The sequence below is a fragment of the Ruegeria sp. CDSA020 genome (assembly GCF_059612345.1).
On sequence record NZ_JBXWQK010000003.1, the window covers coordinates 292,294 to 316,004 of the forward strand.

Below are 23,711 nucleotides of genomic sequence, written 5' to 3' on the forward strand. Positions count from 1 at the left end.
CGAGGGTTTACCGGCTCAGCGTTTGTTGCGGGCCATGAATGCCAGGCGTTCGAACAGGTGCACGTCCTGTTCATTCTTAAGCAGCGCACCGTGCAGTTTGGGCAGGGCATTGGCGCCATCGCGCTTGAGGTCTTCGGCGGTCAGGTCCTCGGCCAGCAGTAGCTTGAGCCAGTCCAGCACCTCTGAGGTTGATGGCTTTTTCTTCAGGCCCTGAGTTTCGCGAATCTCATAGAACTGGGTCAGAGCCGTTGTCAAAAGTGCATCTTTGATGCCCGGATGATGGACCTCGACGATGCGGCGCATCGTGGCCTCATCAGGGAACCGGATATAGTGAAAGAAACACCGGCGCAGGAAGGCGTCGGGCAGTTCCTTTTCATTGTTCGATGTGATGATGACGATCGGACGGTTCTTGGCGCGGATCGTTTCGCTGGTCTCGTAGACGTGGAACTCCATCTTATCGAGCTCTTGCAGCAGATCGTTCGGAAACTCGATATCGGCCTTGTCGATCTCGTCGATCAACAACACAACCTTTTCATTGGTTTCAAAGGCCTGCCACAATTTACCCTTGCGGATATAGTTCGACACGTCGTGCACGCGCTCTTCACCCAACTGGCTGTCGCGCAGACGACTGACGGCATCGTATTCATACAGTCCCTGCTGCGCGCGGGTGGTGGATTTCACGTTCCACTCTATCATCCGCAGCCCCAACGCTCCGGCCACCTGCTTGGCCAACTCGGTCTTGCCAGTTCCCGGCTCACCTTTGACCAGCAAGGGACGTTCCAGCGTCACCGCGGCATTTACCGCAATGGTCAGATCGTCTGTGGCGACGTATTCGGCTGTTCCTTGGAAACGTGCGGTCATTGGCCCCTCATCAAGTGTCGCGCGAAATGCGCCCTTGGGGTTACCGCGCAGCAGAAATTTTGACAAGCCAGGTCGCTGCGTCGCATGAAGGGAAATTGCCGAGTAACTACAATGCTTTTGGTTGATTCGTGCGCTAACATCCGGTGCCGTCTTTTTGGCGTTGCCCTGAAATGGTCAGTTAATTTTCACAGAAAAACAAGGTTTTGTTGTTTGGTTGGACGTATTTAGATCACGCGCAATGGCGCGGCGCCGGGGCGACGTTTGCATAGTGACAATTACTGCGCTGTCAGATAAACGCTCCGCAGAAGGGGATTGCCGCATGTCAGGTAATGAGAGAGTGACCGGCGTTGCAGGCCACACCGAGGGAGCAAAAATGAAGCAGGAAGTTTTTCTGCCTGAAGATTACCGTCCAGCTGAAGACGAACCATTTATGAATGACAGGCAGCTAGAGTATTTTCGTCGCAAGCTGCTGGATTGGAAAAACGAACTAATGGCTGGCAGCCGCGATACGATCGAAGGGCTGCAGGACAATACCCGTAACATTCCGGATGTCGCTGACCGCGCAAGCGAAGAAACCGATCGCGCGCTGGAACTGCGCACCCGCGATCGTCAGCGCAAGCTGGTTGCCAAGATCGATTCTGCCATGCGCCGGATTGATGAAGGCGAGTACGGCTATTGCGAGATGACCGGTGATCCGATTTCGCTGAAACGTTTGGATGCGCGCCCAATCGCGACCATGACGCTTGAGGCGCAGGAACGGCATGAGCGTCGCGAAAAGGTCCACCGCGACGATTGATCGCTGGGAAAATCTGATAACATAGACGCCGGGGCCTTTTGCTCCGGCGTTTTTGCGTTAAGCCGGTGACATGAACATCAGCGGATCGAAATTCGGCATAGTCGGAGGTGGCATTGGCGGCCTCGCGGCTGCTTTGACCCTGCGACAGCGCGGCGCCGTGGTGACCGTGTTTGAGCAGGCACCAGAATTGACCGAGGTTGGCGCGGGCCTTCAGATCAGCGCCAACGGGATGGCTGTGCTGCGTGCGCTGAAGGTTGTTGCGGACACGCCCGAGGCTGGGCTTTTGTCCCATGGAACGGTCCTTCGTGATTACCGGGCAGGGCGGCTGGTCTGCAAAATCGTGCCACCCTCTGCCGGGCCTACCTATTATTACCATCGCGCTGACCTGCTTGATCTTCTCTACAAAGCGGCGGTTCAAAAAGGGGTAGAGTTTCACCTTGGTGCGCGTGTGGAACGGGTGCGAAAGCACCCGTCCGAGGCCGAAATTATCCTCGATACGGGGGCGAGATTTCGGGTTGATTGTGCAGTCGCGGCGGACGGCGGCCAAAGTGCAATTCGTGCTGACCTGACTGGCAGGGAAACACCGAAATTCACACATCAGGTTGCCTGGCGCGCGACGATTCCATGGGACCGGCGCAACAAGAACCCTTGCGCTGTGCTAACCATGGGGCCGGGACGGCATGTAGTAACGTATCCTTTGCGCGATCAGACCTTGATGAACATCGTGGCAATCGAAGAGAGGTCTGACTGGCAGGAAGAAGGCTGGCGTCTGCGCGGTGATCCAGAAGAGCTGAAGGCGCGATTTGCAGGTTTTGGCGGCTTGGTCAAAGAGATTTTGCAAGAGGTTCAGGACCCGAATATCTGGGCATTGTTCCTGCGCCCTGTTGCTGAATGCTGGCAGAATGGGCGTGTGGCGCTTTTGGGCGACGCAGCTCATCCGACGCTGCCTTTCATGGCCCAAGGTGCTTGCCTTGCACTAGAAGATGCCTGGACTCTGGGGCGGTCTTTCGAAGAACAATCCGGCGTTTCGCAAGCACTGGCCGCCTATGAAGCGACCCGTCGCCAGCGGGCAACTCGTGTGGTCGCTGCCGCTGGAGCCAACGCGCGCAACTTCCATCTACGTGGCCCTATGCGTGTCGGGGCGCAACTGGCGTTGATGGCAGTTGGATCGCGGTTGGGCCGAAAATATGATTGGATCTATGAGTTCGATGCCACGGCTTAGCCGATTACAGATCGAGATCGACCCAAACCGGAACATGATCTGACGGTTTTTCGTGCCCCCGAATTTCGGAATCGATTTTGCAATCGCGCAACAGGTCAGCGGCCTGAGGGGTCAGAAGGAAATGATCAATACGAATCCCGTCATTTCGGTTCCACGCACCCGCTTGATAATCCCAGAATGAATAATGTTCCGGACCTTGCGTGCCAGCGCGAAAGGCCTCGGTGAAGCCGAGATTCAGAATTTTCCGAAATGCGGCCCGACTTTCAGGGCGAAACAATGCATCCTCGCGCCAGGCATCGGGACGCGCTGCGTCTTCGGCCTGGGGAATGATGTTGTAATCACCTGCCATCAGAGCGGGTTCTTCACTGTTCATCAGGTCGCGGGCCCGATGATAGAGCCGCTCCATCCAGGCAAGTTTGTAGTCGTATTTTGGCCCTGGGGTGGGGTTGCCGTTTGGCAGATAGAGCCCACAGATACGCAGCGCCTGTTTGCCGACGACCGTGGCCTCGATCCAGCGGGCCTGTTCGTCCTCATCATCACCGGGCAACCCACGTGAGACATCCTCAAGCGGTAGCTTCGACAGAATGGCAACGCCGTTAAAGCTTTTCTGACCGTGCGTTTCCACGTTGTACCCGCGCGCCTCAAAGATCTCTCTGGGGAAGTTATCGTCGACAGACTTGATCTCTTGCAGCAGCACAACATCGGGTTGTGCATCATCCAGCCAACGCGGCAATGCTTCGGCCCGCGCCTTGATGCCGTTGATGTTGAATGTGGCGATTTTCATGCGCGGCCCTCCGACAGTCCTTGGCAACCTATCGCTCAGAACGTGCCCAACGGCAAGGCGGAGAACGGGTTTGCGAGGCGCTGCCTCGCGCTCCGAGGTATTTTTAGCCAGATGAAGAAACGGATCATTAACCAGAATCCCCGAAAATCAGGTGGCGGTACAGGCGGAGGCGCCGATGACCGCGCCAGGTGAAGCTCTCCGGTCTAGAAATCGGAGAGCGGATCCCTGCTTCATCTGGCTAGAAATACCTTGGGGGTCTGGGAGTAAAACCCCCACGGGTGATCACATTGAAAACGAAGTGCCGCAGCCGCAGGAGGAGGTGGCGTTTGGGTTTTCGATCACAAAGCGTGCGCCGATCAGTTCTTGCGTGAAATCAATCACCGCATTTTCAAGAAACGGCAGTGAGATTGCGTCGACAATGACCTTCTGCCCCTTACCTTCAAGAACCAGGTCGTCATCTTTGGGTTTGTCCAATGCTATTTCGTACTGAAATCCCGAACACCCGCCGCCTTCGACAGCGACACGCAGGGCTTGACCCTGATCGGCCGCGCCGATCTCGGCAAGGCGGTCAAAGGCGCGTTCTGTAACTGTCGGGGGCAGATTCATGCCAAACTCCAAAGGTTTATTTCTTAACCACTCTACCATATAGAAAGCCCAAGGACAGGCGACAAGGACAAGACCGTTGGACAGAGCAGGTTTTGCCTCGGATCCCGACCGCGCAAGAGGGCGGTTGGTGCCAGAGGAAGAAAGCAGTTTCCGGTCATGCTTTCAGCGCGACCGGGACCGGATCATTCATGCCAGCGCCTTTCGGCGGCTCAAGCACAAGACCCAAGTTTTTGTTGAGCACGAAGGGGATAGCTATCGGACCCGGTTGACCCATTCGATTGAGGTCGCGCAGGTGGCGCGGACGATTGCCGGGGCCTTGGGTTTGAATCCAGAACTGACTGAAGCGGTTGCCCTGGCCCATGATCTTGGCCACACGCCGTTCGGACATACTGGCGAGGATGCTTTGCATGAGATCATGCAGCCGTATGGTGGGTTCGATCATAACGCGCAGGCCATCCGGATCGTGACCCGGCTTGAGCGTCATTATGCCGAGTTCGATGGGTGCAACCTTACGTGGGAAACCCTGGAAGGCATTGCAAAACATAACGGACCGGTGGAAGGGGAACTGCCTTGGGCGCTGGCGGAGTGCAATGCGGCGTTTAATCTTGAACTGCACACGCACGCAAGCGCAGAGGCGCAGGTGGCGGCCTTGTCTGACGACATCGCCTATAACAATCATGACCTGTTGGACGGGCTGAGGGCGGAGTTGTTCAGCGACGAGGACATTCAGCGACTGCCGATCGTGGGCGACTGTTATGCGGAGGTGGATCGCAAGTACCCGGGCCTCGACCCCTATCGCCGTCGGCATGAGGCGTTGCGGCGGGTGTTTGGGGTTATGGTGTCGGACGTGATCGACACGTCTCGGGCTCTGATCGCAGGGTCCGGTGCCCAGAGCGTCGAAGAGATCCGGCATCTTGGCTATCCGGTCATTCAGTTCTCAACAGGCCTTTGGGCGCAACTGAAGGAAATTCGCGCTTTCCTGTTTTCGCGGATGTACAGGGCGCCGTCGGTGATGACGGTGCGCGCCGAGGTCAGCAAAGTGGTCGAGGATTTGTTTCCAATCTACCTTGGCGATCCTAAGCAGATGCCCGCGCGCTGGCACGCGGACATTGAAGAGGCTGAGGATGAGACTGCCTTAGCCCGGATCGTATCGGACTATATCGCCGGGATGACCGACAGGTTTGCGCTACAGGATCATGAAAGATTGACAGGGCGCCCGATATCAGCAGATCATTCGACTCCGATATAGGCCAAGGCCCATACCTGTTGACCTGCCTGATCCTGTGCTGCCTCAGCTTCGTCGGTTGGCGGGAAAACGATCATCGTTGGGCCATATCCTCCGATCCCCATGGGGGCGCCGTCGGCGTGGGTCGCAAGGATGGGCTGATAGGTCGAAATGCTTTGCCAGGGAATTTCTGCCTGGTACCCGTCCATTGCCATTGGTTTGGCCGTTTTACCTTCGGCACCGGCCATGACCATCACATCAGACAAAAGCGGGCCGCTAAAGGTGATGTCGCGCTGGTTGTCCTCGGGGCCGTAGGGAATTGTGATCTCGACCTGATCCAAACTATCCAGCAATGTCGCGTCAAAGCCAGCTGCCCCGTCATGGGTGACCTCCAGATATCCCAGCAAGCCGCCGTCATTCTCGCCGCGCGCTGGCAGGTTGGTTTCCCCAACCGCGCCGCCAAGGGTGACCAGCACATGGCCTTGCGGGGCAGGCATTTCAGCAAAAGCCGGAAGGGCGGTCGACAAGATCAGACCAAGGGGCAGGGCAAAACGCATGGGATTCTCCGTTTAGGTGTATCTGACAGACCTTAGCGGGGAGGGGTCTTTATCCAAGCGCAAATTGAATGCCTCCATTGACCTTGCGGTGTTGCGTGGTAAACCGCCGGGCAAGCAAAAGGACATTCGAAATGAACCTGTTTTCCGAGATCCGCAGCCTCGTGCTGGACGCGTTGGCACAGATGCAGTCCGAAGGCGTGCTGCCCGAAGGGTTGAGCTTTGACAACGTGGCGGTCGAGCCTCCACGTGATGCGGCGCATGGCGATATGGCAACGAATGCGGCGATGGTGCTGGCAAAGCCCGCCAAGATGAAGCCGCGCGACATTGCCGATGCGCTGGCTGGAAAGCTGGCAGAAGATGATCGGATCACAAGTGCAGAGGTTGCCGGGCCGGGGTTCTTGAACCTGCGGTTGGCGCCATCAGTCTGGCAGGGTGTTCTGGCTGCGGTGCTGCAACAGGGCACGGATTATGGCCGCTCGACCATGGGGCATGGGCAGAAGGTGAACGTGGAATACGTCTCGGCCAACCCGACCGGCCCCTTGCATGTGGGTCATACGCGGGGCGCGGTGTTTGGCGATGCGCTGGCAAGCTTGCTGGCCTATTCCGGCCATATCGTGACCCGTGAATACTATATCAACGATGGCGGTGCGCAGGTCGATGTGCTGGCGCGCTCGGCCTATGAACGGTACCGCGAGGCCAACGGGCTGAGCCCCGAGATCGCCGAGGGCCTGTATCCTGGCGACTATCTGATCCCGATTGGCGAGGCGTTGAAAGAGAAATACGGTGACAGCCTGATCGACAAGCCGGAAAGCGACTGGCTGGAGGATCTGCGCGAGTTTTCGACAGAAGCGATGATGGACCTGATCCGTGCCGACCTGAAGGCGCTGGGCGTTGAGATGGATGTGTTCTTCTCGGAAAAGTCGCTCTATGGCACGGGTCGGATTGAAGCTGCGTTGCAATCCCTGACCGACAAGGGCCTGATCTATGAGGGCGTGCTGGAACCGCCCAAGGGCAAAAAGCCCGAAGATTGGGAACCACGTGAGCAGACCCTGTTCAAATCGACCGAGCATGGCGACGACGTGGATCGCCCGGTCAAGAAATCGGACGGGAGCTGGACCTATTTTGCCCCGGATATCGCCTATCACTATGACAAAGTGACCCGTGGGTTTGACGCGTTGATCGATGTGTTCGGCGCTGACCACGGTGGCTATGTCAAACGGATGAAGGCCGCAGTATCCGCTCTGTCCGACGGCAAGGTACCGCTGGATATCAAGCTAACCCAGTTGGTGAAACTGTGGAAGAACGGCGAGCCGTTCAAGATGTCCAAGCGGGCAGGGAACTTCGTCACATTGCGTGATGTGGTCGATCAGGTTGGCCCGGATGTGACCCGCTTCGTGATGCTGACCCGCAAGAATGACGCTGCCCTGGATTTTGACTTTGACAAGGTGTTGGAACAAAGCCGCGAGAACCCCGTTTTCTACGTCCAATATGCCCATGCCCGCGTGATGAGTGTTCTGCGCCGTGCAGCTGAGGCCGGGATCGACGCGCAGGACCCAGCGCTTAAAAGCGCCGATCTGGGTAAGATCGACCATGCCTCTGAGCTGACTGTTGCCAAGAAGCTGGCCGAATGGCCGCGTCTGGTTGAGATCGCCGCACGTACCAATGAACCCCACCGCGTTGCCTTCTATCTGTATGAACTTGCAGGGGATTTCCACGCGCTTTGGAACAAGGGCAACGATGAAACCCAGCTGCGGTTTATTCAGGATGGCGATGTTGCCACAAGCCAGTCAAAAATCGCACTGGCCCGGTCCGTTTCTGTTGTGATTTCAGCAGGCTTGGGTATTCTTGGCGTTACCCCGGCGCAGGAGATGCGGTGAACAACACCGTCCGAACCGCCGGTACGAGGTAGGCAAGAAATGACCCGCGCGCCTTATTTTCGGCGCTAAACGGGCGGTGAGGCGGACATGGCAAGTTACGATTACCCGGGGCAAATGCGCCCCGAGCAGATGCATTATACGAATCAAGCTCATCCTCAGGATGGGTATGAATTCCCTAACGACTTGCACGGATATGACGAAACGCCCCATTCCGCGGGTTTGGGTCGTATTGTTAGTGCTCTGGGTGCTGTTGCATCTTTGGCGCTGGTCGCTGGCATCGGTGTTTGGGGTTACAATTTGGTAATGCGCGATGTCAGTGGCGTACCGGTTGTTCGGTCCTTAGATGGACCAATGCGTATTCAGCCGGATAGCCCGGGTGGCACCCCTGCGGATCATCAGGGTTTGGCCGTGAACACGGTTGCGGCAGTGGGCACAGCAGCGCCGCCTGCTGATCGGCTGATCCTTGCACCGCGCCCGGTTTCCCTGACAGATGAAGATACTCCGGTGGCACCGTTGCAACCGATACCTGCCGTACATGTGATCCAGGAAAACGTCTCTGACCGGACGGCCACACAGATGCGCCAGGGCGCGGTTGATACACTGGTTGCTGAACTGGCGGGAGAGGCGGAAAATTCCGATCAGGTTGGCGAGCAAAGTTTTCAGTTGGCCTCTTTGACCATCCCCGAGGAAGAGCCTGCTATTGATCCGGCCGATCTGGCTGCATCGCAACCGGACCCAGAACTGGCAGCTTTGCCAGGTGTGCGCCGGTCGCTGCGCCCGGTCCTGCGTCCAGCTGGTGGTGTGCGCAGCGCGATTACGTCAAACAGCACTACCGAAGACGCGATCAACGCGGCGGTCAAAGCTGCGGTCGGCTTGGATGTGGATCCTGAAACTCTGACCAAGGGCACCCGTATGGCCCAGCTTGGCGCCTATGAAAATTCGGACGTCGCGCGCTCGGAATGGGATCGCATGAATGGACGATTCGGGGATTATATGGATGGAAAACAGCGTGTTATACAGAAAACCTCAAGCGGTGGGCGAACCTTCTATCGTCTTCGGGTTCTGGGGTTTGACGATCTGAGCGACTCGCGCCAATTCTGTGCCGCTTTGCAGGCCGAAGGCGCTGATTGCATTCCGGTTGCCGCGCGGTGAATTTCGGCGCAGTCATTACGGACGCTGAAGGTCTGCGTCTGACGTCTGACGAGAAAAAACTGTTCCGAGAGATGAACCCATTCGGGTTCATTCTGTTTGCCCGTAATATCGAGTCTGCGGATCAGGTGCGCGCCCTATGCGACGATTTCCGCGAGGCTGTGGGGCGAAACTGCCCGATCACTGTTGATCAAGAGGGTGGACGCGTGCAACGACTGCGCACACCGCTGGCACGGGAATGGATGCCGCCGTTGGATCACGTGGCCCAGAGCGGAGAGCTGGCCGAACGTGCTATGTATCTGCGCTATCGCTTGATTGCGAATGAACTGTTCGAGCTTGGGATCGACAGCAACTGCGCCCCCATGGTGGATCTGGCCCGGAACGAGACGCATCCGTTCCTTAAAAACCGCTGCTATGGGTCTGATCCCAAAATGGTTTCCCGGATCGGTCGTGCGGTTGCCGAGGGGCATCTGGATGGCGGTGTATTGCCGGTGCTCAAACACATGCCGGGTCATGGTTTATCCACGCTGGACAGCCATCATGACCTGCCCCATGTCGATCTTGCGCAAGAGGAGCTGACCGAAGCAGATTTCGGCCCGTTTCGGGAGTTGAACGATCTGCCAATGGGGATGACGGCGCATCTGGTCTATGACCGGATTGACCCTCAACCTGCTACGATTTCTCGGACCATGATCAGCCTGATCCGCAAAACGATCGGGTTTGGCGGGCTGATTATGACGGATGATATCTCGATGAAGGCCCTCAGCGGAAATCCAGAAGAGATTGCCAATCAGGCGCTAGCTGCCGGGTGCGATGTGGTATTGTACTGCAACGGCTCTTTTGATGCCCGTGCTAAGGTGCTGAGCACCGCCGAAAAGATGTCCGAACAGGCACAGAAACGCGCTGAACGGGCGTTGGCGATGCGCAAAGCCCCGCAGGAACTTGACATCCAAGCCGCCGAAGCCGAACTTTCTCGCCTAATGGGCGGGCAGGTGTATGTCGGATAATCTTTTTAGCGAAGACCCCGTCTCGGTCGCGGATCGCCTTGCGGCAGAGGCATTGATCGTAGACGTCGACGGGTTTGAAGGTCCGCTCGATGTGCTGCTGATGCTGTCCCGCACGCAAAAGGTTGATCTGCGCAAAATATCGGTTCTGGCGCTGGCGCAGCAATACTTGTCCTTTGTTGAAAAGGCACGGGCGCTGCGGATCGAACTGGCCGCCGACTATCTGGTGATGGCGGCATGGCTGGCCTTTCTGAAATCGCGCTTGCTGCTGCCTCCGGATCCGAATGACGAAGGCCCCTCTGGCGAAGAACTGGCCGCGCATCTGGCATTTCAGCTCGAGCGGCTTCAGGCCATGCGTGATGCCGCCGCCCGTTTGATGGGGCGCGATCAGCTGGGGCGCGATTTCTTCAAACGCGGGCAGGGCGAGGATGTCACGCGCATCCGCACCGTGACCTATTCCGCCACTCTGCTGGACCTGATGCAGGGCTATGCCCGCATTCGCACCCGTGATGAATTCCGCCCCTTTGTCATGGACCGTGACGCCGTATTCACGATGGAACAGGCGCTGGAACGTATGCGCCCGCTGATCGGCTTTGCCGGGGCCTGGACGGATATGGAGACCTATCTGCCCGAGGGCTGGGATGCCGACCCGGTGCGCAGGCGGTCCGCGACGGCGGCTACTTTTGCGGCCTCACTTGAGTTGGTGAAAGAAGGACATATGGAAATACAGCAGAGCGAAACTTTTGCTCCGATACAGCTACGCAAGAGGACCCAATCCCGTGACTGACGCGCCTCAGGAAGAAGGTACCGGCACCCTGTTCGAAGCTCCGCCTATGGCCGAGCAGGAACGCATGGTTGAGGCCGTGTTATTCGCCAGCGCCGAGCCGGTGACGATCGCCGATCTTGAAGTGCGGATGCCCCATGGCAGCGACGCGTCACAGGCGGTGGATATGCTTAAGAAACGCTATGAAGGGCGTGGTGTTCGTGTGGTTCAGGTTGGTGAATCCTGGGCCATTCGCACTGCCCCAGACTTGGGTTTTCTGATGCAAAAAGAAACGGTTGAAACCCGCAAGCTCAGCCGGGCCGCGATCGAAACGCTGGCGATCGTGGCATATCACCAACCCTGTACACGTGCCGAGATCGAAGAAATTCGCGGCGTATCGGTCTCGCGCGGGACCATTGACCAACTGTTGGAGATGGAGTGGATCAGACTGGGTCGTCGTCGCATGACGCCGGGCCGTCCGGTGACTTTCGTGGTGACTCCACAGTTTCTGGATCACTTTGGGCTGGAGAACGCCCGGGATTTGCCGGGGTTGAAAGAATTGCGCGCTGCCGGTTTGCTGGAGAACAGACCGCCTCCGGGAACGATCCCACTGGGAGAGGGGCAGGAAGACGAAGATCAAACCGAACTGTTCGAGGACGAGTGATCACGTGGCCCTTTTGTTGCCGCACAAATCGACTATTTAGAAGCCTGGAAATCGGAGTTGAGCAATGAATGCCAATCGTATCATTGACATGATTGTGCGACAGGTCATGCGGCGGCTTGTCACCAAAGGGGTGGACAAGGGGTTCGACATGGCCAGCCGCGTGGGCCAGAAGTCGGGGCAAGAGCAGCCGCCGCACGAGAGCTCAGGTGCCTCTGATCAGTTGCAGGCTGACGGAAACCGCCATCGTCAGAACATGCGTCAAGCCCAGCGAGTGGCCAATCAGATGCGCCGGTTTATCCGGTTCTGATCAGGTTACCGTTTTGAAATGCTTGGACAGTTTCAATCCTTGTCCCTGATAGTTCGAGGCGATGCCCGCACCATAAAGCTGCGTGGGCATTTCTGACATCCGCTCGTACACCAGCCGTCCGACGACTTGGCCGTGCTCCAACACAAATGGGGCCTCGTGACAGCGGACTTCCAACACTCCGCGTGATCCTTCGCCACCTGCGGCGGCATGGCCAAAACCGGGATCGAAGAAACCGGCATAGTGCACCCGGAATTCCCCGACCATCGCCAGATAGGGGGCCATTTCAGCCGCATACATCGGCGGGATATGCACCGCCTCGCGGCTGACCAGAATGTAAAACGCACCGGGGTCGAGGATGATGCGCCCATCGGTGGTACGCACCTCTTCCCAATATTCCTGCGGGTCGTATTCGCCAATCCGGTCCAGATCAATGACACCGGTATGAGGTTTGGCGCGGTAGCCCACCAAATCGGTGTCGGGCAGCCGCAGGTCCACCGAGAACCCGAGCCCGTCTTGAATGACAGCGGGGCCATCGACCAGCGGGGATTCGGCGTGCAGGGCGCTTAGATCGGTATCGCTCAGCACGGCCTGTCCCTGCCGGAACCTGATTTGGTTCAGCCGCATTCCCGGACGCACCAGAACCGAGAATGAGCGGGGGCAGATCTCGGCATACAAAGGGCCGGTATAGCCTGCAGGCACCCGGTCAAACTCGGTCCCGCCATCGGTGATCGTGCGCGTCAGAAGATCCAGCCGCCCGGTCGAGCTTTTTGCATTGGCGGCCGCGCTCAGCCCCTGGGGCAGGGCCAGCGATTCCATCAACGGCACTAGATAGACACAGCCCTTTTCCAGCACAGCACCTTCAGAGATATCGATGCGGTGCATCTCAAATTCCGACAAACGTTCGGCTACGGTGCGACCTTCGCCTGCCAGAAACGAGGCACGTACCCGGTAAGCAACTGTACCTAAACGCAAATCAAGGCTGGCGGGTTGAATCTGGGCGGGGATGGCCTCTGGACTTGCGGTAATCTCACCGCGCGCGATCATCGCCTCTATCTGCTGGTTCGGGCATACGCCGGTCATTCCGATCCCCCCTGATGCCAGAGCGGGATCTGGCCTGTGTGCCATAAACGTCGGTGTGATTTGGTCGGGCTAGCAGGACTCGAACCTGCGACCTTCCGTCCCCCAGACGGACGCGCTACCAGGCTGCGCCATAGCCCGACGTTGAGGTGTTCATAAAGACTTTCCCGGCGGGGGCAAGAGGAAATCATCGCCTTTTTTCTTATCCCGCCGATCGGTTTTCTATTCGGTTCAACACGCTGCGCAGCTCTTGCGCGATGGGCGCTATCTGGCTGAGCAAATGGTCATCGAATGCGTCTCGGGTCCAGGCCAATGTCGCGATCCCACCCAACAAGGGTGAGGCGTCGGGATAAGACGGCTGGGCTTGGGCCGCAGGCTCAGCTTTTGGCGGAGCGGGGGCAGGGGTCGGTTCGGGTTTTTGCGCGTCGCCAAGATCCAGATGTATCTGCTCTTGCGGGGGGGCTGGCTTGGCCGTGAATGGCACAACGACATTTGCATCGGGTGCGGGTTCAAGATTCGCCATTTCATCCAGGCCCTGGGACACTGAAGAAACATGCGCCACGCCCTGTTCACGCAAGATGCGCTGTACGCCTTTGATGGTGATCCCATCCTCATGCAAAAGCTTCTTGATGCCGCCCAGCAGGCGCATGTCGTTGGGGCGATAATATCTGCGCCCGCCGGCCCGTTTTACCGGTTTCACCTGATTGAAGCGGCTTTCCCAGAATCGCAGAACATGCGGCTGCACACCCAACCAGTCCGCAACTTCACTGATGGTGCGAAAGGCGTCTGGGGACTTGCTCATATTCGTGCCGTCCTGATCTTATTTGCGGTTCCCTGCGGCGACGCGATCTTTCATCAGATGCGACGGGCGGAAGGTGAGAACACGGCGAGGCTGAATTGGAACCTCTTCGCCTGTCTTGGGATTGCGGCCGATACGAGCTGTCTTGTCCCGAACACTGAACGTTCCAAAAGACGAGATCTTTACCTGTTCACCGCGCACCAATGCGTCGGACATATGGTTCAGAACGCTCTCGACCAGTTGCGCGCTTTCATTGCGTGAAAGGCCAACTTCACGAAATACGGCCTCGCTCAGATCCATTCGGGTCAGTGTTTTGTCGCTCATGCCAATTCCCCTGTTGCTATCAGAGCATAGGGTCAGGGCAAATTCGCTGTCAATATCAATGAATTGCGGGCGAGTGTGTAAGCTGAATTGCGCTTGTTACCACCGCAAGAGGACTGAGCCCCAGGCCAAACCACCTCCGATTGCCTCTGTGACCAGCAGATCACCCTGTTTGAACTGCCCACGCTGTTTCGCAACAGACATTGCCAGGGGAATCGATGCGGCCGAGGTATTTCCGTGGTCCTGCAGGGTAACGACAACGTGTTCCATAGGAACGCCCAATTTCTTGGCTGTGCCCTGGATGATTCTAATGTTTGCCTGATGCGGTACGATCCAATCCACATCTTTATGACTTAGCCCAGCCTTCTCTAGGCAGGTTTCTGCGGTAGAGGTCAGTCGTTCAACTGCCTGCCGAAACAGCTGGTTTCCTTTCATCCGCAGATAGCCTGTGGACTGGGTCGAGACGCCTCCATCCACATAGAGCAGGTCCTTATAGCGCCCGTCCGAGTTCAGGTCGGTTGCCAGAATGCCCCGATCGTCCGAGGTTCCTGCGCCCTCATGCTGTTCAAGGATTATTGCCCCGGCGCCGTCGCCGAAAAGCACGCAGGTCGACCGGTCGGTCCAGTCCATGATACGAGAGAACGTCTCGGCGCCGATGACCAGCACGCGTTTGGCCTGGCCTGACACGATCAGCGCATTGGCATTGGTCATGGCATAGACAAATCCGGCGCAAACCGCCTGTACGTCAAAGGCGAAGCCTTTGGTCATGCCAAGCTGCGATTGAACCATTGTTGCGGCAGAGGGAAACGTCAGGTCAGCGGTCGATGTTGCAAGAATAATCGCATCAATATCATCTGCCTCCAGACCCGCATCGGCCAGTGCGGCAATGGCAGCCTTTGTGGCCATAATCGAAGTGGTTTCGTCTTCCGCTGCAAAATGCCGGCGTTCGATCCCGGAACGTGTCCGTATCCACTCATCAGACGTATCGAGCGTTTCTTCGAACTCGGAATTCGGGACGATGCGCTCTGGCAAATAGTGCCCGACACCAACTATAATTGAACGGCCTGCCATGCTGGGGTACTGCCTTTTTTGTTATTCACCGGCCTTCGACGGCGTGTCTGCGGCATCTTGTGCAAGCTCGGCTGTCGATGCAACCCGTGCTGCCAATTTTTCGGCGAAGCCGGACTCGGCCAAGGTAAAGGCCAGCTTTACAGCGGCTGACACGCCGGTCGAGTCTGCACCACCGTGTGATTTGACGACGGTTCCGTTCAGGCCAAGGAAGACCCCACCATTCACGCGCCGAGGATCAATTCGTTTCTTCAACCGCTGCAAAGATGTGATTGCAAGGATCGAGGCCAGTCGTGAGAGCGGAGAATATTTGAACGCCTCGCGCAGAAGATCTCCGATCAGGCTGGCTGTGCCTTCTCCGGTCTTGATGGCGACGTTGCCTGTAAACCCGTCTGTTATAATGACATCGGCTTTGTCTCCCGGGATGTCGCTGCCTTCGACAAAACCCACAAAGTCAAAGCTGGCCTGATCCGCAAAATCCGAGATCATGCCATGCGCTTCTTTTAGCTCGGCGCGCCCTTTATGTTCCTCGGTGCCCACATTCAAAAGGCCGATCCGGGGACGTTCCAACGCCATGCCGTTTCGGGCATAAGAGGCACCCATCAAAGCATATTGCAGCAGGTCCTTGGCGTCCGCGCGCACATCGGCGCCTACGTCCAGCATCACATTGAAACCCTGTGGATTGCGCGAGGGCCACAAAATAGCGATTGCCGGGCGGTTTACCCCCGGCAGCTTACGTAGACGCATCATCGACAGGGCCATCAATGCGCCGGTATTGCCACAAGAGACCGCGCCATGGGCTTCACCCTGACGTACCGACTCCAGTGTGGACCACATCGAGGTTTGCTTGCCGTGTCGGACGACCTGGCTGGGCTTGTCCTCCATCGTGACCACATCGGGACAATCACGAAAAACGACGCGCCCGTTCAGGACACGCCGTTTTGCGACAAGTTTGCGCAACATGGCCTCAGGCCCGTGCAAGATGAACGCGATATCGGGGTTCTTATCCGCCGATTTGGCGATCCCCGCCACAACAGCAGCGGGCCCCGAATCTCCGCCCATTGCGTCAACCGAGATGGTAATCCGTCCGGCGTGCGTGGGCTGTTCTGTCATGCTTGGCCTGCGCTTTTAGGGCTTAGGCCGCGTCTTCGTCCAGGTCGATTTCGTCGGCCTGAGCGACGACTTCGCGGTCATCATAGTGGCCGCAGGACGCGCAGACGTGGTGCGGGCGCTTCAGCTCACCACAGTTGGCGCATTCGTTCGGGTTTGCAGCAACCAGAGCGTCGTGCGCGCGGCGGTTGTTGCGACGCGACTTGGAAACTTTGTTCTGTTGGACAGCCATGGTCTCAACCTTTGTCTACTAAGGGCCGGCAGATTCGCTGCGGGCCAGGTTTCATTCTTCGTTTTTCTCGTGGTTTGACGCGCGTTTAGGGGACGGGCCCCGCGATGTCCAACCCAAATTCCGATGAGCGCGCGAAAATACTGCGATTCTCAGCATGTTCAAGCGATTTTTCTGAGCGCCTGCTATGACAGGATTTCAGGCCCGTGTCACTCGTCTTTTTTCAGTGCATCGCGCAGCCCGGCCAAGCCCGCAAAGGGTTTGACATCTTCATCCGTTATTGCCTGTTTGCCGGGTTCGGTAAAGCCCGCCTGTTCCAATTCCGCACCTTCTTTCCGGGGATACTGGGGCAGGGCAAGCGCCAGCGCTTCGGACATGACCTCGGTCAGAGCGATTTCGGTCCCTAGCGGTTCAGATTCGTCACCCTCCGGGATTTCGAACTCTTCCTCGTCAGGGTTTGTCCAATCTGACAGAAACATCCGGGTCACCGGAATGTCGATCCGCGTGGTAACCGGTGTCAGCGTCACGACACAGGGTTGAATCACGGTTGCCCCCAGTTTTCCTGAAAGCGCCCAATCACGCTTTCCATGCGCACGCACCTCGCCGACAAAACTCAGCTTACGCAGCCCAAGCAGGCTCAACTCGTTCTTTAAGACATCCAACTCCTGCGCGTCAGGGCGAATTTCAAAGGGCGTCGGTGCGTTCTGAGGCAGGTCGGCGACCCGTAAAGATGTCTGGTTGCTCATACGTGGCCCTTTCGTGTGTTGAACCGGGGTGGCGGTTTGATGTAATCGGATAGGGGCCGCACGGTCCCAAGGCAAGAGGGTGTGAATGTTGAAAGTTATGAGCAGGTTGAAACCAGCGTCCAGAACGCTCGTATTTGCGGCCTGTCTGACCGCTGCTGGTGCGTGTGCTCCGGTCTTCAAGAAACACGGTTATGTCCCCACAGCCGAGGACCTGGCCGAAATTCAGGTGGGTGTCGATACACGTGAAAGCGTACTCGAATCCGTTGGCGCGCCCAGTACTTCAGGCGTTGTTCGCGATTCCGGCTTTTATTATGTGACATCACGCGTTCGTCATTATGGTCCGAAACGACCAAAAATCGTCTCGCGCGAGCTTGTGGCGATCAGCTTCGATGACCGGGGTGTTGTGCGCAATATTGAACGCTTTGGCCTTGAGGATGGAAACGTTGTGACGCTGGATCGTCGTATTACCGAATCCTCAGTTCAGAACCGTGGGTTCTTGCGGCAGCTGCTTGGCAATATCGGCAACTTCAACCCGGCAAACATTCCTGGCGCGACCAACTAATTCATAGTCACGTCTTGTCAACTTCACAGGGCGGTCACAAATCCTGTGTTATTGACCCTGCAAGACGAAACAGGTCAGCAACCCAGGAGGATGCGACCATGGCACTATTGCTCGGCAAGGGCCGGTACCGTGCGCGACAGGCGCAAACACCGCAGGATGTCGCGGCGGCACAGTGTCTTCGAACACTGGCTTTCGGGACTGATCAGGTGGATCAGGATGAGTTCGACAGCCGTTGTGCGCATATTCTGGTCGAGGATATGCGTGCCAACGGTAAACTCGTGTGCTGCTTTCGCATGTTGATGACGGAGCGCGGGGCCGAGATTGGCCAAAGCTATTCCGCCCAGTTCTATGACCTCTCGGCACTTGAAGGGTTTAAGGGGCGTATGGTCGAGATGGGGCGCTTTTGCGTGCATCCTGGTCGAAACGACCCAGACATTCTGCGTGTTGCCTGGGGGGCGATGACTGCATTTGTCGATCAGAATAATGTTGAGATGCTGTTTGGCTGCTCATCGTTTACGGGTACAGACACGGCGGAATATCTTGATGCTTTTGCGATGTTGAAACATCGCCATCTGGCCCCGAAAAGCTGGTTGCCACGGGTCAAGGCCCCAGATGTTTTCCGGTTCGCCGCGAGATTGCGTCGGCGCCCGGATGCCAAAAAAGCCATGATGCGCATGCCCCCTTTGCTGCGTACTTACCTGATGATGGGCGGCTGGGTCAGTGACCACGCAGTCGTTGACCGTCACATGAACACTTTGCATGTCTTTACCGGCCTCGAAATCTGCGCGATTCCGCCCGCACGTAAACGTTTGCTGCGGGCCGTTGCCGGGTAATCGCCGTTGACGGCTCGACGCTGCGGGGGTAGCTGGCGGGCATGGCAAGAATTCCTTTATTGCAGATGTCCGGCATTTCCCTGACTTTCGGGGGCGATCCGGTTTTTTCAGACCTTGATCTGGTGGTTCAACCAGGCGACCGCGTCGCTCTGGTTGGGCGGAACGGATCCGGCAAGTCAACCTTGATGAAGGTGATGGCCGGTTTGGTGGAAGCGGACAAGGGCGAGATTGTAATTCCCCCGGGTAAGTCAGTCGGTTACATGGAGCAAGACCCCGGAATGGAAGGGTTTTCTACGCTCGGCGACTATGCCTCCAGCGGGTTAGAGCCGGGTGAGCTTTACAAAGTCGAACGCGCAGGCGAAGGGCTGAAATTCGACCCGGCGCGCGCTGTTGAGACGGCCTCGGGCGGTGAACGCCGCCGTGCCGCGCTGGCCAAGCTGATGGCCGAAGCCCCGGATTTGATGCTGCTGGACGAGCCGACCAACCATCTTGATATCGAAGCCATCGCCTGGCTCGAGCGTGAGCTAGGATCGACACGGACGGCCTATGTGCTGATCTCACACGACCGTGCCTTTCTGCGCGCTTTGACCCGCGCGACGCTATGGATCGATCGTGGGGCGGTCCGACGGCAGGAGCAAGGGTTTACGGCATTCGAGGCTTGGCGCGACAAGATCTGGGAGGAAGAGGACCAGCAACGCCATAAGCTGAACCGTCTGATCAAGTCCGAGGCGCGATGGGCCGTCGAAGGCATCAGCGCCCGTCGCAAGCGCAACCAGGGTCGGGTCCGCGCCTTGCAGGACCTTCGATCTGAAAAAGCCGCACAGATAAAACGTCAGGGTTCGGCCGCGATGACCCTTGAGGCTGGACCAAAATCAGGGCGAAAAGTGTTTGAAGCCAAAGGCCTATCCAAGTCTTTTGGTGATCATCAGATCGTGCGCGACTTTGACCTGTTGGTACAGCGGGGCGACCGCGTGGCCTTTGTTGGCCCAAACGGCGTCGGCAAGACAACATTACTGAAAATGTTGTTGGGACAAGAGAACCCGGATGAGGGGTCGGTCACGCTGGGCACCAATCTTGAGATTGCGGTTTTCGACCAGACCCGCGCGCAGCTCGACCCTGAAATGAGCCTTTGGGACAGCCTGACCGGCGACCCCGAGATGCGTGTTTCCGGCAAGGCGGATCAGGTGATGGTCGGTGGCCAACCCAAGCATGTGGTCGGCTACCTCAAGGAGTTTCTGTTTGACGAGGGGCAGGCCAGAGCAGCCGTTAAGTCACTGTCAGGTGGGGAAAAAGCCCGTTTGCTGCTGGCAAAGCTGATGGCCAAACAGTCGAACCTGCTGGTATTGGACGAGCCGACCAACGATCTGGATGTGGAAACACTGGATCTGTTGCAGGAACTGCTGGACGATTATGACGGCACCGTTTTGCTGGTCAGTCACGACCGGGATTTCTTGGACCGTGTGGCCGCAACGACCATCGCGATGGAGGGTAACGGCCGTGCAACCGTCTATGCCGGGGGGTGGTCGGACTACCTCGCTCAGCGCGGCGAGGTGTCTGATAAGAAAGAAGTAAAAACAAAATCTTACAAGCCAAAGGTAAAGCATGAGGCGCAACCGAAACTGGGGCTATCATTCTCAGAGAAACACCGTCTTGAGAAATTGCCTGCCGAGATTGAGCGGCTTGAGGCGGAAATCGGAAAGCTTGAAGAGCTGATGTCCGATCCTGAGCTTTTCAGCCGTGAACCTGTTAAGTTTCAGAAAGCGACCGAGGCTTTGGTCGAGCGGCAAGAAAAGCTGGCCGCAGCCGAGGAAGAGTGGCTGATCCTCGAGGAAAAGGCCGAGGGCGCCTAGATCAGCTTTCGCGCTGTGGCCGGCTATCCGACCACAGTTCATTTGAGTGAGCCGTTTTCATCGGTAGGTGATCAGCCACGCTCAGCGCATTCGCAGCGCGCCGTCGATACGGATGACCTCGCCGTTCAGATAACCCATTTCGACGATGAACCCGGCCAGTCGCCCGTATTCGCGGGGGTCGCCAAGGCGCACAGGGTTGGGAACGTCAGAGGCCAGTTGTTGCTGCACCTCTTCGGGCAGACCGGCCAGCATCGGAGTCATAAAGATTCCGGGTGCGATGGTCATCACGCGGATTCCGGACGAGGCCAGATCCCGTGCCATGGGCAGGGTCATACCTACCACACCACCTTTCGAAGCCGCATAGGCAGCCTGACCCTTTTGCCCATCAAAGGCCGCGATTGAGGCTGTATTGATGATGACACCGCGCGCGCCATCCGGTTCTGGGTCGTTCTTTGCCATTTCCGCGGCTGCAAGGCGTGAAACGTTGAATGTACCCACAAGGTTGATGTCGATCGTGCGCTGAAATGCATCAAGCGGGTGCGGGCCATCCCTGCCTACGGTTTTCATGCCAACCGCGATCCCGGCGCAATTCACTGCCGCGTTGATTGCTCCCATCTTCTTGCGGGCATGGGCGATGGCCGCGGCCACGGATGTTTCATCGGTTACATCCGTCTGGGCGAAATGCCCGCCAATTTCTGTTGCGACCTGGCTGCCTCGGTCTGCATCCCGGTCCAGAATGGTTACCTGTGCATTGTTTTCTGCAAAAAAGCGGGCCGTTGCCTCACCCAGCCCCGAGGCGCCTCCGGTGACAATGGCTGCGGTGGTCGACAGGTGCATCTGGATTTCCTTCCAAAAGATATGAACATACGTTCATTTAATATCAGCAAAGGGACAGTGTCCATAGGGGGGCGTCGGGCAGGCGGCCCTTCCTCAAGGCTTTCTCAGGTCAGCTTCAGGCGTTCTTAATGTTGGAATCTCAAATCGACACTGAACGCAATCGAGCGTCTGGGTGGCGCATTTGAGGAGGACAAACTATGCGAATTGGAACCAAATCAGGGCTTTCCGCTTTGGTAGCCGCTCCGTTTCTGGGGATTATGGCGGCTGGAAGTGCGGCCGCTGCACCAGAGGTCTGCAACTGGAAAACGGCGCGGGATGCTGCAAACAGCGGCGATTATGCGACCATGTGTGAGTGCACGCAGGTAACCCCCAGCTTTCTGGAGCGCTTGCAGAAACGTGCGGATTTCGAAACCACATTGCGAAACACATCCGCGCAATGCCCGGGGTTGGCCGCCTTGTTGACCGACTTTCCGACAGCATCAATCGTAAGCGCGGCAAATGCGGGCGAAGACCGCAGTTCAGACCCAAGCCGTCCGGTCACGCCGGTTGGCGGCGGTGGAACTGGGTCCGGCGGGTCGGGCGGTAACGGTCCCGGCAACGGCGGCGGCGATGATCCGGGTGGCGACAACCCTGGCGATGATCCCGGCAACGGTGGCGGGGATGATCCCGGTGACGACAACCCAGGTGATGATCCCGGCAATGGTGGTGGCGATGGCCCCGGCAAACCTGGAAATGGCAATGGCCCCGGCAAAGGGGGCAATGGTCCAGGTAAAGGCGGGAACGGCCCCGGTAAGGGCGGTAACGGCCCTGGCAACGGCAATGGAAACGCTGGAAACCCCGGCAATGGCGGGGGCAATAACGGCGGCTCTGGCCCCGGCACCGGAAACGGTGGAGGTAACAACGGCCACGGCGGAGGCCACGGTAACGGCGGCGGCGGCCACGGGAATGGCGGCGGCCACGGTAATGGTGGCGGCCACGGTAATGGTGGCGGCAAAGGGGGCAAGGGATAAGCCCACACTTGGCAGATATGTCCGTACCGAAACAGAAACGGCCACCCAATTAGGTGGCCGTTTTTCTTTCAGAGGTCTTAGTTATCCAACTGAACTAGCGCGTGCCTCTTCTTGCCCGCACTCAGTTTGATGGGCGAGGACAAGGCGCCTGCGTCGATCATCAGTCCCGCGTCTGTTAATGAAGCGTCGTCCAGTTTGGCGCCGTTTTCTGCAATCAGGCGCTTGGCCTCTTTGCCAGATTTCGCCAGGCCAGACTGTACGATCAGTTGCACGATGGATATCGGCAAGTCTGCTTCGCCGACCGTTAGGGTCGGCAGATCGTCCCCGACGCCACCTTTTTCGAACACTTCGCGAGCGGTGGCCTCGGCGTTTGCCGCAGCCTCGGCCCCGTGCAGCAAGGAGGTGACCTCGTTTGCCAGGCGGATCTTGGCCTCGTTGATCTCGGACCCCTGCAATGCGCCAAGGCGGTCACACTCATCCACAGGCAGTTCGGTGTACAGCTTAAGGAACCGCCCAACATCCGCGTCGGTGGTGTTGCGCCAAAACTGCCAGAACTCATAGGGTGAGCGCATCTCGGCATTCAGCCAGACCGCACCGTCTTGCGATTTGCCCATCTTCTTGCCATCGCTGGTGGTCAGCAGTGGTGAGGTCAGGCCATAGATCTCGTTATCCAACACGCGACGGGTCAGGTCGATACCGTTGACGATATTGCCCCACTGATCGCTACCGCCAAGCTGTAGGACACAGCCATAGCGACGGTTCAGTTCAAGGAAGTCATAGGCCTGCAGGATCATGTAATTGAATTCGAGGAAGGATAGCGATTGCTCGCGGTCCAGCCGGGATTTCACCGATTCAAAGGCCAACATCCGGTTGACCGAGAAATGCCGGCCGATGTCGCGCAGGAAGTCGAGGTAATTTAGGTCGTCCAGCCACTCTTCGTTGTTCAGCATCAGTGCTGCGTTTTCTGCGCCGCTATCATAGTCGATATAGGCGGCAAACACCTTTCTGATGCCTGCGATATTGGCGTTGATCTGGTCCGGGCCCAGCAGGGGGCGCTCATCTGACCGGAAGGACGGATCGCCCACCTTAGTGGTGCCGCCGCCCATCAGGGTGATCGGCTTATGACCTGTTTTCTGGAACCAGCGAAGCATCATGATCTGGATCAGGCTGCCCACATGTAGGGACTTTGCCGTTGCATCAAACCCGATATACGCCGACTGACACCCGCTGATCAGCGCCTCGTCAAGGCCCTGATAATCGGTGCAGTCAGCCAGAAAGCCGCGCTCGATCATCGTGGCGATGAAATCCGATTTGGGGTGGTAGGTCATATCGTGCCCTTTGGGTTAATGTTGCGGGGCAGTGTATAGGCGGTGGGGATGACAAGGAAAAGGCACCTTGTCCAAGAAAAACACGCGGCTTATGTGATCTGGCTTGCCTTGGGTTTGCGTTAACGT

26 protein-coding genes and 1 tRNA gene are annotated in these 23,711 nt (G+C 57.7%); 13 read left to right on the plus strand and 14 right to left on the minus strand.

What is annotated here, in order from left to right; translation table 11 throughout:
• Positions 1 to 15 precede the first annotated feature (15 nt).
• Positions 16 to 861 (minus strand): AAA family ATPase, encoded by an 846-nt coding sequence (locus AC2FJW_RS06885; protein ID WP_142633324.1) that lies wholly within the window; start codon positions 859 to 861, stop codon positions 16 to 18.
• A 373-nt stretch (positions 862 to 1,234) separates the two neighbouring features.
• Between AC2FJW_RS06885 and dksA the strand changes: the two genes are divergently transcribed.
• Complete coding sequence (gene dksA / locus AC2FJW_RS06890) at positions 1,235 to 1,657, plus strand: RNA polymerase-binding protein DksA (RefSeq protein WP_142633326.1); 423 nt, start codon at positions 1,235 to 1,237, stop codon at positions 1,655 to 1,657.
• Positions 1,658 to 1,727: 70 nt separating this feature from the next.
• Complete coding sequence (locus AC2FJW_RS06895; RefSeq protein WP_496749590.1) at positions 1,728 to 2,879, plus strand: FAD-dependent monooxygenase; 1,152 nt, start codon at positions 1,728 to 1,730, stop codon at positions 2,877 to 2,879.
• Positions 2,880 to 2,883: 4 nt separating this feature from the next.
• On the opposite strand, the gene xth is transcribed toward AC2FJW_RS06895, so the two are convergent.
• Complete coding sequence (xth, locus tag AC2FJW_RS06900; protein WP_496749591.1) at positions 2,884 to 3,663, minus strand: exodeoxyribonuclease III; 780 nt, start codon at positions 3,661 to 3,663, stop codon at positions 2,884 to 2,886.
• 282 nt (positions 3,664 to 3,945) lie between these two features.
• Complete coding sequence (locus tag AC2FJW_RS06905; RefSeq protein ID WP_142633331.1) at positions 3,946 to 4,269, minus strand: HesB/IscA family protein; 324 nt, start codon at positions 4,267 to 4,269, stop codon at positions 3,946 to 3,948.
• Between the two features lie 76 nt (positions 4,270 to 4,345).
• Here AC2FJW_RS06905 and AC2FJW_RS06910 point away from each other — a divergent pair, with 76 nt between their 5' ends.
• Complete coding sequence (locus tag AC2FJW_RS06910; protein ID WP_496749592.1) at positions 4,346 to 5,518, plus strand: deoxyguanosinetriphosphate triphosphohydrolase; 1,173 nt, start codon at positions 4,346 to 4,348, stop codon at positions 5,516 to 5,518.
• On the opposite strand, the gene AC2FJW_RS06915 is transcribed toward AC2FJW_RS06910, so the two are convergent.
• Positions 5,500 to 6,051, minus strand: coding sequence for a putative pterin-binding protein (locus AC2FJW_RS06915; RefSeq protein WP_496749594.1), 552 nt, complete (start codon positions 6,049 to 6,051; stop codon positions 5,500 to 5,502). The genes AC2FJW_RS06910 and AC2FJW_RS06915 overlap by 19 nt on opposite strands.
• Positions 6,052 to 6,182: 131 nt before the next feature.
• Between AC2FJW_RS06915 and argS the strand changes: the two genes are divergently transcribed.
• From argS to AC2FJW_RS06945, 6 genes are all read left to right on the plus strand, one after another.
• Positions 6,183 to 7,928 carry an arginine--tRNA ligase gene (gene argS / locus AC2FJW_RS06920; protein WP_496700500.1) on the plus strand — a complete coding sequence of 582 codons (1,746 nt, stop codon included), beginning with the start codon at positions 6,183 to 6,185 and terminating at the stop codon, positions 7,926 to 7,928.
• A gap of 87 nt (positions 7,929 to 8,015) precedes the next feature.
• Complete coding sequence (locus AC2FJW_RS06925) at positions 8,016 to 9,080, plus strand: SPOR domain-containing protein (RefSeq protein ID WP_496749595.1); 1,065 nt, start codon at positions 8,016 to 8,018, stop codon at positions 9,078 to 9,080.
• Positions 9,077 to 10,084, plus strand: coding sequence for a beta-N-acetylhexosaminidase (gene nagZ, locus AC2FJW_RS06930; RefSeq protein WP_496749597.1), 1,008 nt, complete (start codon positions 9,077 to 9,079; stop codon positions 10,082 to 10,084). Before AC2FJW_RS06925 ends, nagZ begins: the two co-directional genes overlap by 4 nt.
• Positions 10,074 to 10,868, plus strand: a complete 795-nt coding sequence (locus tag AC2FJW_RS06935; protein WP_142633343.1) for a segregation and condensation protein A — start codon at positions 10,074 to 10,076, stop codon at positions 10,866 to 10,868. Before nagZ ends, AC2FJW_RS06935 begins: the two co-directional genes overlap by 11 nt.
• The gene (gene scpB / locus AC2FJW_RS06940) at positions 10,861 to 11,508 is read left to right on the plus strand and encodes an SMC-Scp complex subunit ScpB (protein ID WP_496749598.1); all 648 of its coding nucleotides are present in this window, start codon (positions 10,861 to 10,863) and stop codon (positions 11,506 to 11,508) included. Before AC2FJW_RS06935 ends, scpB begins: the two co-directional genes overlap by 8 nt.
• 64 nt (positions 11,509 to 11,572) lie before the next feature.
• Entirely contained in the window at positions 11,573 to 11,815 is a 243-nt protein-coding gene (locus AC2FJW_RS06945) for a hypothetical protein (protein ID WP_496749600.1), read from the plus strand.
• On the opposite strand, the gene AC2FJW_RS06950 is transcribed toward AC2FJW_RS06945, so the two are convergent.
• The 8 genes from AC2FJW_RS06950 to AC2FJW_RS06985 all read right to left on the minus strand — a co-directional run bounded on the left by AC2FJW_RS06950 (position 11,816) and on the right by AC2FJW_RS06985 (position 17,165).
• The gene (locus tag AC2FJW_RS06950; RefSeq protein ID WP_496749602.1) at positions 11,816 to 12,895 is read right to left on the minus strand and encodes a 2'-deoxycytidine 5'-triphosphate deaminase; all 1,080 of its coding nucleotides are present in this window, start codon (positions 12,893 to 12,895) and stop codon (positions 11,816 to 11,818) included.
• Positions 12,896 to 12,956: 61 nt separating this feature from the next.
• A tRNA-Pro gene (locus tag AC2FJW_RS06955) sits at positions 12,957 to 13,033 on the minus strand.
• A 61-nt stretch (positions 13,034 to 13,094) separates the two neighbouring features.
• Positions 13,095 to 13,694, minus strand: a complete 600-nt coding sequence (locus AC2FJW_RS06960; protein WP_496749603.1) for a MerR family transcriptional regulator — start codon at positions 13,692 to 13,694, stop codon at positions 13,095 to 13,097.
• 18 nt (positions 13,695 to 13,712) lie between these two features.
• Positions 13,713 to 14,015 (minus strand): integration host factor subunit alpha, encoded by a 303-nt coding sequence (gene ihfA / locus AC2FJW_RS06965; protein ID WP_037316145.1) that lies wholly within the window; start codon positions 14,013 to 14,015, stop codon positions 13,713 to 13,715.
• A 96-nt stretch (positions 14,016 to 14,111) separates the two neighbouring features.
• On the minus strand, positions 14,112 to 15,083 hold the full coding sequence (locus tag AC2FJW_RS06970) for a beta-ketoacyl-ACP synthase III (RefSeq protein ID WP_496695712.1): 972 nt from the start codon (positions 15,081 to 15,083) through the stop codon (positions 14,112 to 14,114).
• A 21-nt stretch (positions 15,084 to 15,104) separates the two neighbouring features.
• The gene (gene plsX / locus AC2FJW_RS06975) at positions 15,105 to 16,193 is read right to left on the minus strand and encodes a phosphate acyltransferase PlsX (protein WP_142633356.1); all 1,089 of its coding nucleotides are present in this window, start codon (positions 16,191 to 16,193) and stop codon (positions 15,105 to 15,107) included.
• A 22-nt stretch (positions 16,194 to 16,215) separates the two neighbouring features.
• Positions 16,216 to 16,422: a 50S ribosomal protein L32 gene (gene rpmF, locus AC2FJW_RS06980; RefSeq protein WP_037316137.1), complete on the minus strand. Its 207-nt coding sequence runs from the start codon at positions 16,420 to 16,422 to the stop codon at positions 16,216 to 16,218.
• A 206-nt stretch (positions 16,423 to 16,628) separates the two neighbouring features.
• A complete protein-coding gene (locus AC2FJW_RS06985; RefSeq protein WP_271947473.1) occupies positions 16,629 to 17,165 on the minus strand; it encodes a YceD family protein in 537 nt (178 codons plus the stop codon).
• Between the two features lie 85 nt (positions 17,166 to 17,250).
• On the opposite strand from AC2FJW_RS06985, the gene AC2FJW_RS06990 reads away from it, so the two are divergent.
• The 3 genes from AC2FJW_RS06990 to AC2FJW_RS07000 all read left to right on the plus strand — a co-directional run bounded on the left by AC2FJW_RS06990 (position 17,251) and on the right by AC2FJW_RS07000 (position 20,410).
• Positions 17,251 to 17,727, plus strand: a complete 477-nt coding sequence (locus tag AC2FJW_RS06990) for an outer membrane protein assembly factor BamE (protein WP_142633360.1) — start codon at positions 17,251 to 17,253, stop codon at positions 17,725 to 17,727.
• A 98-nt stretch (positions 17,728 to 17,825) separates the two neighbouring features.
• Entirely contained in the window at positions 17,826 to 18,560 is a 735-nt protein-coding gene (locus AC2FJW_RS06995) for a GNAT family N-acetyltransferase (protein WP_496749604.1), read from the plus strand.
• 41 nt (positions 18,561 to 18,601) lie between these two features.
• The gene (locus AC2FJW_RS07000) at positions 18,602 to 20,410 is read left to right on the plus strand and encodes an ABC-F family ATP-binding cassette domain-containing protein (RefSeq protein ID WP_496749606.1); all 1,809 of its coding nucleotides are present in this window, start codon (positions 18,602 to 18,604) and stop codon (positions 20,408 to 20,410) included.
• 81 nt (positions 20,411 to 20,491) lie between these two features.
• Here the strand turns inward: AC2FJW_RS07000 and AC2FJW_RS07005 are convergent, their stop codons facing one another.
• Entirely contained in the window at positions 20,492 to 21,247 is a 756-nt protein-coding gene (locus AC2FJW_RS07005; protein WP_271947465.1) for a 3-hydroxyacyl-CoA dehydrogenase, read from the minus strand.
• Positions 21,248 to 21,444: 197 nt separating this feature from the next.
• On the opposite strand from AC2FJW_RS07005, the gene AC2FJW_RS07010 reads away from it, so the two are divergent.
• The gene (locus AC2FJW_RS07010; protein ID WP_496749607.1) at positions 21,445 to 22,257 is read left to right on the plus strand and encodes a hypothetical protein; all 813 of its coding nucleotides are present in this window, start codon (positions 21,445 to 21,447) and stop codon (positions 22,255 to 22,257) included.
• 77 nt (positions 22,258 to 22,334) lie between these two features.
• Here AC2FJW_RS07010 and tyrS read toward each other — a convergent pair whose 3' ends face one another.
• Complete coding sequence (gene tyrS / locus AC2FJW_RS07015; RefSeq protein WP_496749609.1) at positions 22,335 to 23,585, minus strand: tyrosine--tRNA ligase; 1,251 nt, start codon at positions 23,583 to 23,585, stop codon at positions 22,335 to 22,337.
• Between the last annotated feature and the right edge of the window lie 126 nt (positions 23,586 to 23,711).